13 protein-coding genes and 1 rRNA gene are annotated in these 14,063 nt (G+C 67.7%); 6 read left to right on the forward strand and 8 right to left on the reverse strand.

Annotated features, from left to right (window positions below):
• Positions 1 to 6: 6 nt before the first annotated feature.
• Positions 7 to 120: ribosomal RNA gene (gene rrf, locus ACTWP6_RS25740) — 5S ribosomal RNA — on the forward strand.
• Between the two features lie 253 nt (positions 121 to 373).
• On the opposite strand, the gene ACTWP6_RS25745 is transcribed toward rrf, so the two are convergent.
• The 7 genes from ACTWP6_RS25745 to ACTWP6_RS25775 form a co-directional block, all read right to left on the reverse strand.
• A complete protein-coding gene (locus ACTWP6_RS25745; protein WP_443189174.1) occupies positions 374 to 880 on the reverse strand; it encodes a methylated-DNA--[protein]-cysteine S-methyltransferase in 507 nt (168 codons plus the stop codon).
• Complete coding sequence (locus ACTWP6_RS25750) at positions 877 to 2,364, reverse strand: DNA-3-methyladenine glycosylase 2 family protein (RefSeq protein WP_260754614.1); 1,488 nt, start codon at positions 2,362 to 2,364, stop codon at positions 877 to 879. Before ACTWP6_RS25750 ends, ACTWP6_RS25745 begins: the two co-directional genes overlap by 4 nt.
• Positions 2,365 to 2,496: 132 nt before the next feature.
• The gene (locus ACTWP6_RS25755) at positions 2,497 to 3,429 is read right to left on the reverse strand and encodes a LysR family transcriptional regulator (protein WP_260758215.1); all 933 of its coding nucleotides are present in this window, start codon (positions 3,427 to 3,429) and stop codon (positions 2,497 to 2,499) included.
• Positions 3,430 to 3,496: 67 nt separating this feature from the next.
• Positions 3,497 to 5,839 carry a CaiB/BaiF CoA-transferase family protein gene (locus tag ACTWP6_RS25760; RefSeq protein ID WP_260754613.1) on the reverse strand — a complete coding sequence of 781 codons (2,343 nt, stop codon included), beginning with the start codon at positions 5,837 to 5,839 and terminating at the stop codon, positions 3,497 to 3,499.
• A 4-nt stretch (positions 5,840 to 5,843) separates the two neighbouring features.
• Positions 5,844 to 7,046: an acyl-CoA dehydrogenase family protein gene (locus ACTWP6_RS25765; RefSeq protein ID WP_260754612.1), complete on the reverse strand. Its 1,203-nt coding sequence runs from the start codon at positions 7,044 to 7,046 to the stop codon at positions 5,844 to 5,846.
• Positions 7,047 to 7,049: 3 nt separating this feature from the next.
• Positions 7,050 to 8,165 (reverse strand): acyl-CoA dehydrogenase family protein, encoded by a 1,116-nt coding sequence (locus ACTWP6_RS25770; protein ID WP_260754611.1) that lies wholly within the window; start codon positions 8,163 to 8,165, stop codon positions 7,050 to 7,052.
• 152 nt (positions 8,166 to 8,317) lie between these two features.
• Positions 8,318 to 9,928, reverse strand: coding sequence for an adenylate/guanylate cyclase domain-containing protein (locus ACTWP6_RS25775; RefSeq protein WP_260754610.1), 1,611 nt, complete (start codon positions 9,926 to 9,928; stop codon positions 8,318 to 8,320).
• 47 nt (positions 9,929 to 9,975) lie between these two features.
• Here ACTWP6_RS25775 and nucS point away from each other — a divergent pair, with 47 nt between their 5' ends.
• Complete coding sequence (nucS, locus tag ACTWP6_RS25780; protein ID WP_260754609.1) at positions 9,976 to 10,647, forward strand: endonuclease NucS; 672 nt, start codon at positions 9,976 to 9,978, stop codon at positions 10,645 to 10,647.
• On the forward strand, positions 10,647 to 10,940 hold the full coding sequence (locus ACTWP6_RS25785; RefSeq protein ID WP_260754608.1) for a hypothetical protein: 294 nt from the start codon (positions 10,647 to 10,649) through the stop codon (positions 10,938 to 10,940). The genes nucS and ACTWP6_RS25785 overlap by 1 nt, the downstream gene beginning before the upstream one ends.
• Here ACTWP6_RS25785 and mce read toward each other — a convergent pair.
• On the reverse strand, positions 10,937 to 11,416 hold the full coding sequence (mce, locus tag ACTWP6_RS25790; protein ID WP_260754607.1) for a methylmalonyl-CoA epimerase: 480 nt from the start codon (positions 11,414 to 11,416) through the stop codon (positions 10,937 to 10,939). The two genes, ACTWP6_RS25785 and mce, sit on opposite strands and share 4 nt — an antisense overlap.
• 93 nt (positions 11,417 to 11,509) lie before the next feature.
• On the opposite strand from mce, the gene ACTWP6_RS25795 reads away from it, so the two are divergent.
• From ACTWP6_RS25795 to ACTWP6_RS25805, 3 genes are read left to right on the forward strand one after another with little or no spacing between them, the layout of a single operon-like run.
• Positions 11,510 to 12,691 carry an acetyl-CoA C-acetyltransferase gene (locus ACTWP6_RS25795; RefSeq protein WP_443189169.1) on the forward strand — a complete coding sequence of 394 codons (1,182 nt, stop codon included), beginning with the start codon at positions 11,510 to 11,512 and terminating at the stop codon, positions 12,689 to 12,691.
• A gap of 51 nt (positions 12,692 to 12,742) precedes the next feature.
• Complete coding sequence (locus ACTWP6_RS25800; protein WP_260758214.1) at positions 12,743 to 13,126, forward strand: DUF3817 domain-containing protein; 384 nt, start codon at positions 12,743 to 12,745, stop codon at positions 13,124 to 13,126.
• 12 nt (positions 13,127 to 13,138) lie between these two features.
• Positions 13,139 to 14,035: a tetratricopeptide repeat protein gene (locus ACTWP6_RS25805; RefSeq protein ID WP_260754605.1), complete on the forward strand. Its 897-nt coding sequence runs from the start codon at positions 13,139 to 13,141 to the stop codon at positions 14,033 to 14,035.
• Positions 14,036 to 14,063 lie beyond the last annotated feature (28 nt).

The following is a 14,063-nucleotide window of genomic DNA, read 5'->3' on the forward strand; positions in this document are numbered from 1 at the left end:
TACAGTTACGGCGGTCCATAGCGGCAGGGAAACGCCCGGTCCCATCCCGAACCCGGAAGCTAAGCCTGCCAGCGCCGATGATACTACCCACACGGGTGGAAAAGTAGGACACCGCCGAACACAAATTGACCTGTGCCCCCCAATTCTGTTGGGGGGCACAGGCATTTGTGCATCCGGTGAAATCTGCCGTCTACGTTCGGGTGAAAGTGTGGGTATTCGCCCGCTTCATTTTGTGGTTATGTCGCTCGGCTTAGAGGGGCAATTCATCGTCACTTCTTCGGCTCTCGGGGAGCTGTGGCGGCCTTTTTAGACGAGTAATGCGGAACCGACGCTGTCCTTTGTCCGGTGATTGGTGTGGGACTGCCGGCACCTCTTAATCGAATAGCGTCGGAATCGCCGGCGCGTTATTGCGCTCCATGCCCAGAAGCGTCTTCTTGCGGTCCAATCCGCCTCCGTAGCCGGTGAGACTGCCATTGGCGCCGATCACGCGATGACACGGCACGATGATCCCGATCGGATTATGTCCATTGGCCAATCCGACCGCCCTGAAGGCCCCCGGAGCGTCGATCTGCCTGGCGATGTCGCCGTACGACCTCGTCTCGCCGTAGGGGATCGTCAGCAGCGCCTCCCATACTCGCCGCTGAAAGGGCGTGCCGAGCAGTTCGAGCGTCAAGTCGAAGTCCCGGCGGGTGCCACCGAAGTACTCCTGCAACTGCGTCACGGCATCGGCGAATGCGTCATCGTCCCGTTCCCAGCCGGCACGGTCCGGTTCGTATGTCTGGTCCACCATCCGCAGGTGACGCAATCGTCCCGCGGTCCCGGCGAGTGTCAGCAAGCCCACCGGGCTGTCCATCGTTCGGTACTGCGCCACGTCCCTCATTTCGTCTTCGGCGGCCACTGATTGACGCTGTGATCGAGTGCGGTCCAGAGGTGCTGCGTCGCATACGAACGCCAAGGGCGCCAGCGGGTACTGCGCTCGGCGAGTCCGCGGGGGGTCGCCGGTAGGCCGATCTGTTTGGCCGCCACGGCCACACCGAGGTCGGTGCCGGGGAAGGCGTCGGGATCGCCGAGCCCTCGCATGGCGATCATCTCCGTCGACCACGGACCGATGCCGGGCAGCGTGAGAAGCTGCGCGCGGGCGGCGTCCCAGTCGCAGCCCGGGTCGAGCACCACGGCGCCGTCGGTGAGCGCGCTCACCAGCGCATGGAGGCTACGCCGGCGCGCCGCGGGGAACGCCAAATGGTCCGGGTCGATGGCGGAAAGCTCTGTCACGGAGGGGAACACGTGGGTGAGGCCGCCGTCGGGATCGTCGATCGGGCGCCCGTACGCCTGGACGAGTCGGCTGGCGTGGGTGCGTGCCGCAGCCATCGACACCTGCTGGCCGAGGACGACCCGGACGGCGAGCTCGTGTTCGTCCACCGTCCGTGGAATACGCTGTCCCGGCGCCTTGGCCACCAGAGCGGCCAACCCCTCGTCGGCGCTCAGCGCGCTGACGACGGCCTCGGGATCGGCGTCGAGGTCGAGCAGGCGCCGGCAACGCGCGATCGCCGCCGACAGGTCACGGAAATCGTCGACGACGAGCCGGCATCGCACATGGTCGGGGTGGGGTGTCAGGCTTGCGATGCCCCGGCCGTTCGGCAACCGCAGAGTCCTGCGGTAGGTCCCTTCTTTGACTTCCTCCACTCCCGGTACGGCGCTTGCCGCCAGATGGCCGAACAGGCCCTCGTAGGCGAACGGCGCCCGCACGGGCAACCGCAGGGACACCACGCCGGTTCCGCCGTCACCGCCCCCGCCGCGGCGGGCCCTGGCGCGGCGGCGAAGCATCGTGGGGGTCATGTCGCAGACTGCGCGGACGGTGTCGTTGAACTGCCGGATGCTGGAGAACCCCGCCGCATACGCGGCGTCGGTGAAGGGCATGTCCGTGGTCTCGATCAGCACCCGGGCCATCTGGGCGCGCTGGGCGCGCGCCAGCCCGAGAGGGGTCGCTCCCACCTCGGACTGGGTGAGCCGTTCCAGCTGACGCACGGTGTATCCCAACCGCGCGGCCAGGCCGGCGACTCCTTCCCGGTCAACCGTCCCGTCGGTGATCAGCCGCATCGCGCGGGCGACGACGTCTCCGCGCATGTTCCATTCCGGTGAACCCGGTGACGCGTCGGGCCTGCATCGCTTGCACGCCCGGAAACCCGCCCGCTGGGCGGCCGCCGCGGTCGGATAGAAGCGCAGGTTGTGTGCGTACGGGGGTCGGACCGGGCAACTCGGCCGGCAATAGATCCCTGTGGTGAGCACAGCGGTGACGAACCAGCCGTCGAACCGGGCATCCTTGGATTGCACGGCCCGGTAGCAGCGGTCGAAGTCGGTGTGCACGCATCGACGATGACACGTGGGCCAGGGGTAGAACTAGCGGAAAAACGACATCGTCGTTCGCGGTCCCGCCGGTCCGCGTTGTTCTGGGGGCGAACACATTTAGGTCGCCACCTAAGGGCGGTGTGCCGGAGTTCAGGCGCCGCGGTGCACCGGACCCAACCGGTCGGCGATCTGCTCGACGGTCAACTCGACCTCGGCGAGCCGCGCCTGCACCCGCTCGGGTACCCAGGAGAGTGCGATTTCCGCAGGGCCCCAGGTGCTTTCGTCGACGGGAATCAACTTGAACTCCGGCGGAGAGAAGATCTTGCCGATGAACGAGTCCGGGGCGTAGCTGACCACCGCGACCAGATGCCGGTTGAACACCTGGGTGGCCATCTCCACCTCGCCGCCACGCTGGTTGGTGGTGCGCACGATGCGGTGGATGCCCCTGCGGTTGAGCCGACGCGTGAGGCCGGCCAGCACCACCGGGTTGGGTCGGGCGAAGTCGATGGCGACTTCACGGTCGCGCAGTTCCTCGATGGACACCAGGTCCTTGGCCGCAAGCGGGTCGTCGAACCGGACGGCGATCCCGCCCTGGTAGCTGGCCACCACCTTGTGCCGGAGCCGCTTGTCGGTGGCGGGCAGGTGGATCAGACCGAGTTCGGACTGCCCGGCGATCAGCTTGGCGGTGACCTCGGCGGCGGAACCCGGCACGCTGAACTCGGTCGGTACCGGCAGTCCCGCGATGACGGCTTCCAGTTCGGCGAGAAGGTCCGAGGGGGCATAGGCCGTCGCGCTGACCCGGATCGGCGCCAGGCCGCGCACCCCGCGGGTCGCGGCCGACCTGAAGTCCTCAACCTGGCGCAGGATCTCGCGCGCCGGACCCACCAACTGCCGGCCGAGCGGGCTGAGTCGCACCTCGTGGTAGCCGCGTTCGAACAACGGTCCGCCGAGTTCTTTCTCCAGCAGCTTGATCTGCTTGCTCAGCGGCGGAGGCGTGATCATCAACTTGTCGGCAGCGCGCTTGAAATGCAGTTCGTCCGCGACAGCGACGAAATACCTGAGCCTGGTGAAGTCGATGTCCATTCCCGTCGCATCCGCATGTGGGGCTGCTGCCACCTGGAATGCTACGAGATCGGCGCCGCCGCCCTGATCACGGCTGGGCGGGGACCCCCACCACCGGGCTCTCCAGCACACCGCGCTCCAGTAGCGCAGCGATCTCGGCGGCGTCGAGCCCGAGCAGTTCGGTGGCGATCTCGGCGGTCTGCTCACCGAGCAACGGCGCCTGTCCCAGCGGCGGGTCGGGCACGTGATCGCAGTGGATCTGGACGTTCTCCATCATGAACGGCTCGGTTCCATGCGGGTGCAGTTCCTCGCGGAACGCGCGGCGCTGCTCGTAGTAGCCCCACCCCGGGATCTCATGGGCGTGCAGCACCGCGCCGGCCGGTACACCCGCGGCCTGCAATACGGTCATCGCGTCCAGATGCGACCGTTGCGCGGTCCAGACGCGCACGGCCTCGTCCAGCGAGGCAGACTGTTGCGCGGAGTGGCCCACGACGCCGGCCAGCGCGCGGCGGTCGGTGTCGTCGCGCACGGTGATCGCGACCCACTGGTCGTCACCGGCGGTGCGATACAGGCCCCACGGGCTGTCCGCGGCCACCGTGCCGGTGTCGGTGTGCCCTGCGCGCTGCAGCGCATCGGCGGCGATGTCGGCGGCGAGGTGGCTCAGCATCACCTCAGCCTGCGAGATGCTGGCCGCGCCGCCCTCGCCGGTGCGCTCGCGCCGCAGCAGCAACGCCAGTGCCGACAGCGTCCCGATCCGCGCGGCCACGTGGTCGGGGTAGACGGTGACGGTGTCGCAGAACGTGTCGACTTCGCCCGGGTAGGTCCACAGATTCGTGAAACCCACCGCGGCGCGCACCAGCGGGCCGTAGCCCAACCGCTTGGCCCACGGGCCCGTCGGGCCGAACGCGGAACTGTCGACCACCACGATGTTCGGGTTGATCCGGCGCAGCGTCGCGTAGTCCATTCCGAGTGCTTCGGCCACACCTGGCTTGTAGTTCGTCAGCACCACATCCGACTGCGTCACGAGTCGGTGCGCGAGTTCCCGGCCCTCCTCCAGGCGCAGGTCGATGCCGATCGACCGCTTGTTTCGGTGGCCCGCCGCGAACGGCTGCGTCATCGCTGTCGGTCTGCCGATCCGCAGGCCGTCCATATGTGCGGAATGTTCGATCTTGACCACGTCGGCGCCGAGGTCACCGAAAAGCCTTGCGGTGTCGGCTCCGACGACGATCACGCCGAGATCGAGGACGCGGACACCGCCGAGCGGCAGACCCTGGCCCTGGCGGTCGCGAGCGGCCAGCAGCGGCGCCTCCGACGGGCGCGGTGCCGCGGTCGCCGGCACGTTCAGCGCGCTGGCCCGATGGCCGTCGATCTCGCTGACGCCCGCCGGAATCGGCGCCACCACACCGGGGGCCAGTTCCGCGTCGTGGAAGAAACCGCGGGTGGTGAAGTGTTCGGCATCGAGTGCTTCCGACAGCGTGAGAACCGCCGCCGCGGGCACACCGTGCGCCTGGCACTGAGTTTCCAGTTCCGCGCGCGTCTTGTCGGCGCAGAAGCGTTCGATCGCTTCGAGAAGATGTGGTGACCTGAAACGCTTTCCGAGCTTGTCGTAGGACGGATCGGCGAACTCTTCGGGCTTGCCCATCAACGTGAACATGCCGTGCCACTGCCGCTTCGACAGGATGCAGATGCGAACGTGCCCGTCCTTGCATCCGATGATCGGGTAGCGCTGCTTCTCGGCATTCCAGTCGCGCTGCTGGGCGCTGACCGCGACACCGGCCGACGCGCTGCCCGCAGACCCGAACGGCGGATCGAGGGCCTGCATCGCGCCGTCGAGGACCGCGAAGTCGATCAGATCGCCTTCGCCGGTGCGTAACCGGTCCAGGAACACACTCAGCGTCATCACCGCGGCCTGCCCGGCCGCCACCTGGTACGGCAGATCTGCGGGTGGGATCAGCGGCTCCCGCCCGGGAATGCCGGACCGCGACAGCTCGCTCGAAAGTGCGTGCAGCACAGGGCCAGTCGCCTGCCACGTGCGGTACTCCGAATCGCGCCCGAAATCACTGATCGACAGGATCACCAGATCGGGGTGCTGGGCGCGGATGGTGCGCACCTCCAGAGCCGCCTCGGCCTGCGAGCCGGGACGGGTGTTCTCGATCAGGATGTCGGCGCGGTCGAGCAGTCCGGCGAACGTCTGCCGGCCGGCCGGAGTCGACGCGTCCACCTCGACGACGGGCATGCCGTTGCGGTTGATCGCGGTGCCGATCGGCACGCCGTCGATGTACGGGCCGACCGTCGCATCGTCGGTGATGCCATGCAGCTGTACCACGGTGATCTCGGCGCCCAGGTCGGCGAGAAGGCGCGCGACAGCTGTCATCGGACCGGTGCTCAGATCAAGGATCCGAACACCGGAAAGCGGTGGGTCGTAACTCATCTGATCAGTTCTTCCGGATCTCGCGGAACGCGATGTCGCGGTCGACTTCGGGCTCCTTGGGCAGCCCGAGGACCCGCTCGCCGATGATGTTGCGCTGAATCTGGTCGGTGCCGCCACCGATCGAGGTGAAGAACGCGTTGAGCGTCAGGAAGTTGACGTCGTCGGCCTCCGGGTTCTCGGCCCCGGCCAGCAGCGCCTGGGCGCCGATGATGTCGGTCTTCAACCGTGCCTCGGCGTGCAGGATGGCAGACATGGCCAGCTTGCCCAGCGACATGACCGGGCTGGAGGTCCCCTGCTTGGCGTCGGCCTTGGCGCGAGCATTGTTGAGACTGTTCAGTTCTCGCAATGCCAGCACGTCGGCCAGCGACCGGCGGATCGCGGCGACGTCGAGACGGCCATGCTCGCGGGCCAGTTCGACCAGGCCGTTGGCCTTGGAGCTGTTGCGGCCGATCCGACTGCTGGAACCCATGATGGAGCGCTCGTAGGCCAGGGCGGTCTGCAGCACTCGCCAGCCGTTGCCGACGCCGCCGACGACGTAGGCGTCGGGCACCAACGCATCGGTGATGAACACCTCGTTGAAGTGCGATTCACCGGTGATCTGGATGAGCGGGCGCACCTCGATACCGGGCTGCTTCATCGGCACGATGAAGAACGTGATGCCCTGGTGCTTGGGCACATCCCAGTCGGTCCGCGCGATCAACAGCGCGTAGTCGCAGGTCTGTGCACCTGAGGTCCACACCTTCTGGCCGTTGATGGTCCACTGGTCGCCGTCGCGCACCGCGGTGGTACGCACACCGGCCAGATCCGAACCGGCGCCGGGCTCGCTGTAGAGCAGACAGGTGCGCGACTTCTCGGTCAGGAAGTCCCGCAGCAGATCGGCCTTGAGTCGATCGGTGCCGAACGCGAGCGTCGTGTTGGCCGGGATGCTGAACTGGTCCTGGCAGGCGCCGGGCGCGCGGACCGCGCGGAACTCCTCGGCGATCACCTTGGCCAGCTTGTTGGGGTACGCCCGTCCGTACCATTCGGTGGGGTAGGTGGGTGCGCCGTAGCCGGCCTCGACAACCTTGTCCAGCCACGCGATCCGCTCGGGCGGGCTGACCCACGGGTCATCGGACTTGGGCAGCGTGACACCGGTCCAGTTCTGGGCCAGCCATTGGCGGACCTCGGCGCGCAGTTCGTCGGAGCCGGGCAGATTGTTGTCGCTCATTTCTCATGCGCCCTTCGAGAGCAGGTAGCGTTCGCGGTGCGAAGCCGAGCCGCCGAACAGTTGCAGGCTGCTGCGGGCCCGACGGACGTACAGGTGGGCGGGGTGCTCCCAGGTGAAGCCGATGCCGCCGTGCATCTGTACCGCAGCCATGGCGGTCTTCACATAGGCCTCGGCGCAGGCGAACCCGGCCAGCGCGACGGCCCCGGCACGCGCCTCGGCAGTGCTGTCGGCCGTGTCGTCGGTGGAGGCGAGCTGTGCCGCGGCGTTTCGCGCCGCCGAGGTAGCCGACTCGACCTCCAACAGCAGATCGGCAGCCATGTGCTTGAGTGCCTGGAAGCTACCGATCGCCCGGCCGAACTGGAACCGGGTCTTGAGGTAGGAGATGGTGATGTCGAAGATGCGCCGCGTGCCGCCGACCTGCTCACCGGCCGACGCGACCACTGCGAAGTCCAATGCCTCCTGGACGGCCTCCCAGCCCGCGGTGCCGAGGCGGCGCGCGGGGGTGTTGGTGAACGTGTAGGTGGACAGACGCACGGTCGGGTCGAACACGGTGACCGCGGCCCGGTCGAAACCTGTTGCGGCCGTGTCCACCTCGAACACGCCGACACCGTCGTCGGTGCGGGCGACGACCAGCACGACGTCGGCGACCTGCCCCCACGTGACGTAGTGCGCGGCGCCGGTGAGGGTGCCGTCGGCACCCGCTTGCACGTCCACGCCGTCGGCCGTCCACGAACCGGTCCGGCCTGTCAGGGCCACGGTGCCGATGGCAGCGCCGTCGGCCAGAGAGGGCAGCAATCGCTGCTTGTCCTCGTCGGAACCCGCTGCGTTGATCAATGCGACGGTCAGCACGGCGCTGGAGATGAACGGTCCCGGAAGCAGCGCGGCGCCGGTCTCCTCGGCGACGGCTTCGAGTTCCAGAGCACCGAAACCCAGCCCGCCGAAGTCGGCGTCGACGAGCATGCCCAGCACACCCTGATCGGCCAATCGACCCCACAGTTCGCGATCGAAGCCCTCCTCGGAGTTCATCACCCGCCGCACGTCGGCCTCGGTGCACTTGTCGGCCAACAGTTCACCGACCGCACTGCGCAGCTCCGCGCGCTCGGCCACACTGATCGTCATCCTCAACCGCCTCTCCCGGCTCGTCCCCACCATGCTCGACGTCGTTGGCCGTCGCTGTACATCACGAATCCGGACACCGACCGATTTCCGGTTGGGACATGCCGATCCGGGGCAGGTTTGCCAACCGAGGCGGTCCCGTCCTTCGCGGTGACCTACGGTTCACCGGCCGGGGTGGCCAGCCGCGTGGGCTGATCGTGCCCGCGCAGCGTCACGGTCTCACCCAGCTGCCAGTGCGCACGCTCGGACTCGGTCGCGCCCTCGACCGCGTCGGCCGAGGCCACCAGCAGGTGAGGCTCGTTCTTGGCCAGTTCGCTCAATCTCGCGGCTTCGTTGACCGGCTCACCGATCACCGTGTACTCGAAACGTTCCTTGGCCCCGACATTGCCCGCCACCACCTGGCCGGCCGCTACGCCGATGCCCGCGGCGCACTCCGGCACCTCGGTGCGCAGCCGCCGCGCCATCGCGCGGGCTGCCGAGAGCGCCTCGGTCTCGGCGTTGTCCAGCGCGACGGGCGCGCCGAACACCGCCAGGACCGCGTCGCCCTCGAACTTGTTCACCAGCCCGTGGTGGTTGTCGACCTCGTCGACGACCACGTCGAAGAACCGGTTGAGCAACTCGACGACCTCGGCGGCGGGCCTGCTCGTGACGAGCTGGGTGGAACCGATGATGTCGATGAAGATGACGGCCGCGTGGCGTTCCTCGCCGCCGAGTTCTATCTGCTGCTTCTCGGCGGCCAGGGCGACTTCGCGGCCGACGTGCCGGCCGAAAAGGTCGCGCACCCGCTCGCGTTCGCGTAAGCCGTGCACCATCGAGTTGAAGCCGCGCTGCAGCTCACCGAGTTCGGTGCCGTCGAACACCACCAGGTTGCAGTCCAGATCGCCGTCCTCCACGTGCTGGAGCGCGGCCCGCACGACGCGCACCGGGGTGGCGATGAGCCATGACAGCAGCCACATCAGGATCAACCCGAAGAGCAGGGCGACCAGCGCGATGATCATCACTGCTATGGCGAACTGCGTCGAGCTCAGATTCTGCAGGGCCAGCGCGAATATCGCGAGCAGCAGGATGCCGAGGACGGGCACCCCGGAACTCAGCAGCCACACGGTCATGGTCCGGCCCATCACACCGTGCGCCAGCCGGCGCGGCGGCCGGCCCGCCTCGAGCGCCTGCGCGGCGATCGGGCGCAACGCGAACTCGGTGATCATGTAACACGCGGTCGCGACCACGATGCCCGGAAAGCCCACCGCGAACAGGAACCGCGGGATGAAGGCCGTGTCCTGCAGGCCGTACAGCAGCGTCAGCAGCGCAGCGCCGAAACCCCAGAGCAGCAGCAGCATCTGCGCCACCCGCGACGGGGCGAGGAACACGTTGCGCTGATCGGTGCGCGTCGGGCTGCGCTCTTCGATCGCCCAGCGCAACGACCCGACGGTCCGCGAGGTGATCCACGCCGTGCCGAAAACCAGGGCCAGCACCATGTAGGCGGGCACGACGCCGAAGGTCAGCCACGCGGGGGCGTCGGAGAAGACACTGGGCACCGGGATGGCGACCGTGTTGAGCAACAGCGACACCGCGATGCCCAGGATGTTGGTGAACAGGAGAAGGATTGTCAGGATGACCTGGATGCGGACGCGTCGTCGGGCTTGGCTTTCCTCCGGCTTGCCCAGCAGCCAGGACCCGTAGTCCGGCGTCCCCAGCCGCCCGCTCTGTCGAGTCACCCTCTCCAGCACTCGGCCCAACCGATGCGGCACGCTCTTCGTCGCGTTCATTGTGGCGTCAGCCTAGTGACACTTCGTCCGACATCTATGGTGGTTCCGTGCGCCTCGTCATCGCCCAGTGCACCGTGGACTACGTCGGACGACTCACCGCTCACCTGCCTTCGGCCCGGCGGCTGTTGCTGTTCAAGGCAGACGGGTCGGTCAGTGTGCATGCCGACGACCGTGCCTACAAGCCCCTGAACTGGATGTCTCCCCCCTGCTGGATCATCGAGCAGCCCGACGGCGAAGCGCCGGTCTGGGTGGTCGAGAACAAGGCGGGGGAGCAGTTGCGGATCACGGTGGAGGGAATCGAGCACGACTCCTCCCATGAGTTGGGTGTCGACCCGGGTCTGGTCAAGGACGGCGTCGAGGCGCATCTGCAGGCCCTGCTGGCCGAGCACGTCGAACTGCTCGGCGCCGGCTACACATTGGTGCGTCGCGAGTACATGACCCCGATCGGGCCGGTCGACCTGCTGTGCCGGGACGAGCGGGGCCGCTCGGTCGCTGTGGAGATCAAGCGCCGGGGCGAGATAGACGGAGTCGAACAACTCACCCGCTACCTCGAGCTGCTTAACCGGGACTCGCTGCTGGCGCCGGTCGCCGGGGTGTTCGCCGCCCAGCAGATAAAACCGCAGGCCCGCACGCTGGCAACTGACCGTGGAATCCGTTGTGTGACTTTGGATTACGACAAGATGCGGGGCATGGACAACGACGAGTTCCGACTGTTCTGATGGGCAGGCGGCGCATTCCGCGCAGACGAGCGCCGGTGCGTGACCCGCTGCCCGCGCCGCGGCGCATCGAGGCGGGCGCCGACGGCTACGACTATGAGGTCCGCACGGTGCCGGGCGCGCGGGCGGCCAAGGCTTACCGGTGTCCGGGGTGCGATCACGAGATTCGGCCGGGCACGGCGCACGTCGTCGTGTGGCCGGTCGACGATCCGGAAGGGGTGGACGATCGGCGTCACTGGCACACGTCGTGCTGGACGCACCGCGCCACGCGCGGTCCGACCCGCCGGTGGTCCTAGTGCGCTGCCGAATCCTTGGCGGGCTCGACCAGCTCGATCAGCACGCCGCCGCCGTCCTTCGGATGGATGAAATTGATCCGCGAGTTCGCGGTGCCGCGCCGCGGGGTGTCGTACAGCAGCCGGACGCCCTGCTCACGCAGGCGCTCGCTGAGCGCGTCGATGTCGCTGGTTCGGTAGGCCAGCTGTTGCAGGCCGGGGCCCCGCTTGTCGATGAACTTGGCGATCGTCGAGGTCTCGTCCAGCGGCGACATCAACTGGATCTGTGCGCTGCCCACCGGCGCGCCGCGCACCGACAGCATCGCCTCGCGGACACCCTGCTCCTCGTTGATCTCCTCATGGAGCACGATCATGCCCAGGTGGTCGTGATACCACTTGATCGCCACGTCCAGATCGGGGACGGCGATGCCGACATGGTCAATCCCGGTCACCAGCGCGGTGGCCAATGCCGGACGGGCGTCAGTCTGCTCGGCGGTCATAACGTAAAGGTAACCTGACAAGATCAGTTTCGAATAGGCCGGTGCGCACGTATAGCCTCTTTCCAGCCATCCGAAACAAGTGTGGAGGTCGTCATGACGACGTCAGTGATCGTTGCTGGAGCGCGTACCCCGGTGGGCAAGCTGATGGGTTCGCTCAAGGATTTCAAGGGCAGTGATCTCGGTGCCGTGGCGATCGCCGGCGCGCTGGAGAAGGCGAACGTTCCCGCCTCCGCGGTCGAGTACGTGATCATGGGCCAGGTGTTGACGGCCGGCGCCGGCCAGATGCCGGCGCGGCAGGCTGCGGTGGCTGCCGGCATCCCGTGGGACGTGGCGTCGCTGACGATCAACAAGATGTGCCTGTCGGGCATCGATGCGATCGCGCTGGCCGATCAGCTGATCCGGGCGGGTGAGTTCGACGTCATCGTCGCCGGTGGTCAGGAGTCGATGACCCAGGCCCCGCACCTGCTGATGAACAGCCGGTCAGGGTACAAGTACGGCGACGTCACGGCGCTCGATCACCTGGCTTACGACGGTTTGCACGACGTGTTCACCGATCAGCCGATGGGCGCGCTGACCGAGCAGCGCAACGACGTCGACCGGTTCACCCGCGCCGAGCAGGACGAGTACGCGGCGTCGTCGCATCAGAAGGCGGCCAGGGCGTGGAAGGACGGGGTCTTCGCCGACGAGGTGGTGCCCGTCAAGATCCCGCAGCGCAAGGGCGACCCGATCGAGTTCAGCGAGGACGAGGGCATCCGCGCCGATACCAGCGCCGAGTCGCTCTCGGGCCTGAAGCCCGCGTTCCGCAAGGACGGCACCATCACCGCCGGTTCGGCGTCGCAGATCTCCGACGGCGCATGCGCGGTCGTGGTGATGAGCAAGGCCAAGGCCGAGGAGTTGGGGCTGAGTTGGCTGTGCGAGATCGGTGCCCACGGCGTGGTGGCCGGTCCGGATTCGACGCTGCAGAGCCAGCCGGCCAACGCGATCAAGAAGGCGCTGACCAAGGAAGGCATCTCGGTCGACCAGCTCGACGTCGTCGAGATCAACGAGGCATTCGCCGCCGTGGCGCTCGCGTCGACCAAGGAGTTGGGGATCGACGCTGAGAAGGTGAACACCAACGGCGGCGCCATCGCTATCGGTCACCCGATCGGGATGTCCGGCGCGCGGATCACGCTGCACGCCGCGCTGGAGTTGGCTCGTCGCGGTTCGGGCTACGCGGTGGCCGCGCTGTGCGGCGCCGGCGGGCAGGGTGACGCCCTGATCCTGCGCAGGCCCTGAGCAACTCGCATCAACGACGCGGTGTAGTAGCTGGTCGTGCGGTCGGGCACAATGGCCGGCATGACTAGCGCTTACGACCTCCGCAGCGCGGCGGGCTGGTTCCGGTTGATCGCTTTTGCCGAGGCGGTCAGCTGGGTCGGACTGCTGCTCGGTATGTACTTCAAGTACCTGGGCTCACCGCAGACCGAGATCGGTGTGAAGGTGTTCGGCCCGGTGCACGGCGGCGTGTTCGTCGCGTTCGGGGTGGCCGCGCTCGTCGTCGGGATCTTGAACAAATGGGGTGTCGGGACGTGGTTGCTGGCGTTGCTGGGCAGCATCGTACCGTTAGGTAGTGTGATCTTCCTCATATGGGCTGATCGCAGTGGTCGGATGGGATCCCAGCCGGTTTCCGACGGGCTTCCTCGACCGGGCGCGCCGGTACCCGAAACGACGTGACAGACTTGAGATGTGACTCGACCTGGACCCCGAATTTCGTCTGCGCTGACGGGAGCTGTCGACCTGTCGGCGCTCAAGCAACGCCCCGCGGCCGGCGATAGCGCGCCGGCAGGGAACCCGGGTGGCGTGGAGATCACCGAAGCCAACCTCGAAGCCGAGGTGCTGGCGCGCTCCACCGAGGTGCCCGTCGTCGTGCTGCTGTGGTCGCCGCGCAGCGATTCCAGTGTCCAACTCGGTGAGGCGCTGTCCGCGCTGGCCGCCGCCGACGGCCCCAAGTGGGCCTTCGCCTCGGTCAATGTCGACACCACGCCGCGCGTCGCGCAGATGTTCGGTGTGCAGGCGGTGCCGACCGTTGTGGCGTTGGCCGCGGGCCGACCGCTGTCCAGTTTCGAGGGCATGCAGCCGCCCGAGCAGCTGCGGCGCTGGATCGACTCCCTGCTGAGCGCAACAGCCGGCAAGCTCGCCGGGGGTGCCGGCGATGCAGACGGCGCTGAAGCGGTCGATCCCGAGGTTGAGCAGGCGCGCGCCCATCTCGACGCCGGGGATTTCGACGCCGCACGCAACGCGTACCAGGCGATCCTCGACGCCGACCCGAATCATCCCGAGGCCAAGGGCGCAGTGCGTCAGATCGAGTTCCTGCAGCGTGCGACCACGCATTCCCGGGACGCGATCGCCGCGGCCGATGCGGCACCCGACGACATCGACGCCGCGTTCGCCGCCGCCGACGTCGAGGTCATGCAGCAGGATGTCGCCGCCGCGTTCGCGCGGCTGACCGCTCTGGTGAAGCGCACCGAAGGCGACGACCGCACCCGGGTGCGCACCCGCCTCATCGAGCTCTTCGATCTGTTCGACCCAGCCGACCCGGACGTCATCGCGGGGCGGCGCAATCTGGCCAACGCCCTCTACTGATCCCGCCGAAATCGCATTCCATGCGGCC

Origin of the sequence: Mycobacterium sp. 4D054 (genome assembly GCF_052245755.1) — a bacterium.
GTDB lineage: Bacteria > Actinomycetota > Actinomycetes > Mycobacteriales > Mycobacteriaceae > Mycobacterium.

Coding starts and splice junctions, on each gene's coding strand:
- ACTWP6_RS25745 (WP_443189174.1), bottom strand. CDS start 880: ATGAGGGACGTGGCGCAGTACCGAACGATGGACAGCCCGGTGGGCTTG.
- ACTWP6_RS25785 (WP_260754608.1), top strand. CDS start 10,647: ATGGGCAGGCGGCGCATTCCGCGCAGACGAGCGCCGGTGCGTGACCCG.
- ACTWP6_RS25775 (WP_260754610.1), bottom strand. CDS start 9,928: ATGAACGCGACGAAGAGCGTGCCGCATCGGTTGGGCCGAGTGCTGGAG.
- ACTWP6_RS25800 (WP_260758214.1), top strand. CDS start 12,743: ATGGCCGGCATGACTAGCGCTTACGACCTCCGCAGCGCGGCGGGCTGG.
- ACTWP6_RS25770 (WP_260754611.1), bottom strand. CDS start 8,165: ATGACGATCAGTGTGGCCGAGCGCGCGGAGCTGCGCAGTGCGGTCGGT.
- mce (WP_260754607.1), bottom strand. CDS start 11,416: ATGACCGCCGAGCAGACTGACGCCCGTCCGGCATTGGCCACCGCGCTG.
- ACTWP6_RS25760 (WP_260754613.1), bottom strand. CDS start 5,839: ATGAGTTACGACCCACCGCTTTCCGGTGTTCGGATCCTTGATCTGAGC.
- ACTWP6_RS25755 (WP_260758215.1), bottom strand. CDS start 3,429: ATGGACATCGACTTCACCAGGCTCAGGTATTTCGTCGCTGTCGCGGAC.
- ACTWP6_RS25765 (WP_260754612.1), bottom strand. CDS start 7,046: ATGAGCGACAACAATCTGCCCGGCTCCGACGAACTGCGCGCCGAGGTC.
- ACTWP6_RS25795 (WP_443189169.1), top strand. CDS start 11,510: ATGACGACGTCAGTGATCGTTGCTGGAGCGCGTACCCCGGTGGGCAAG.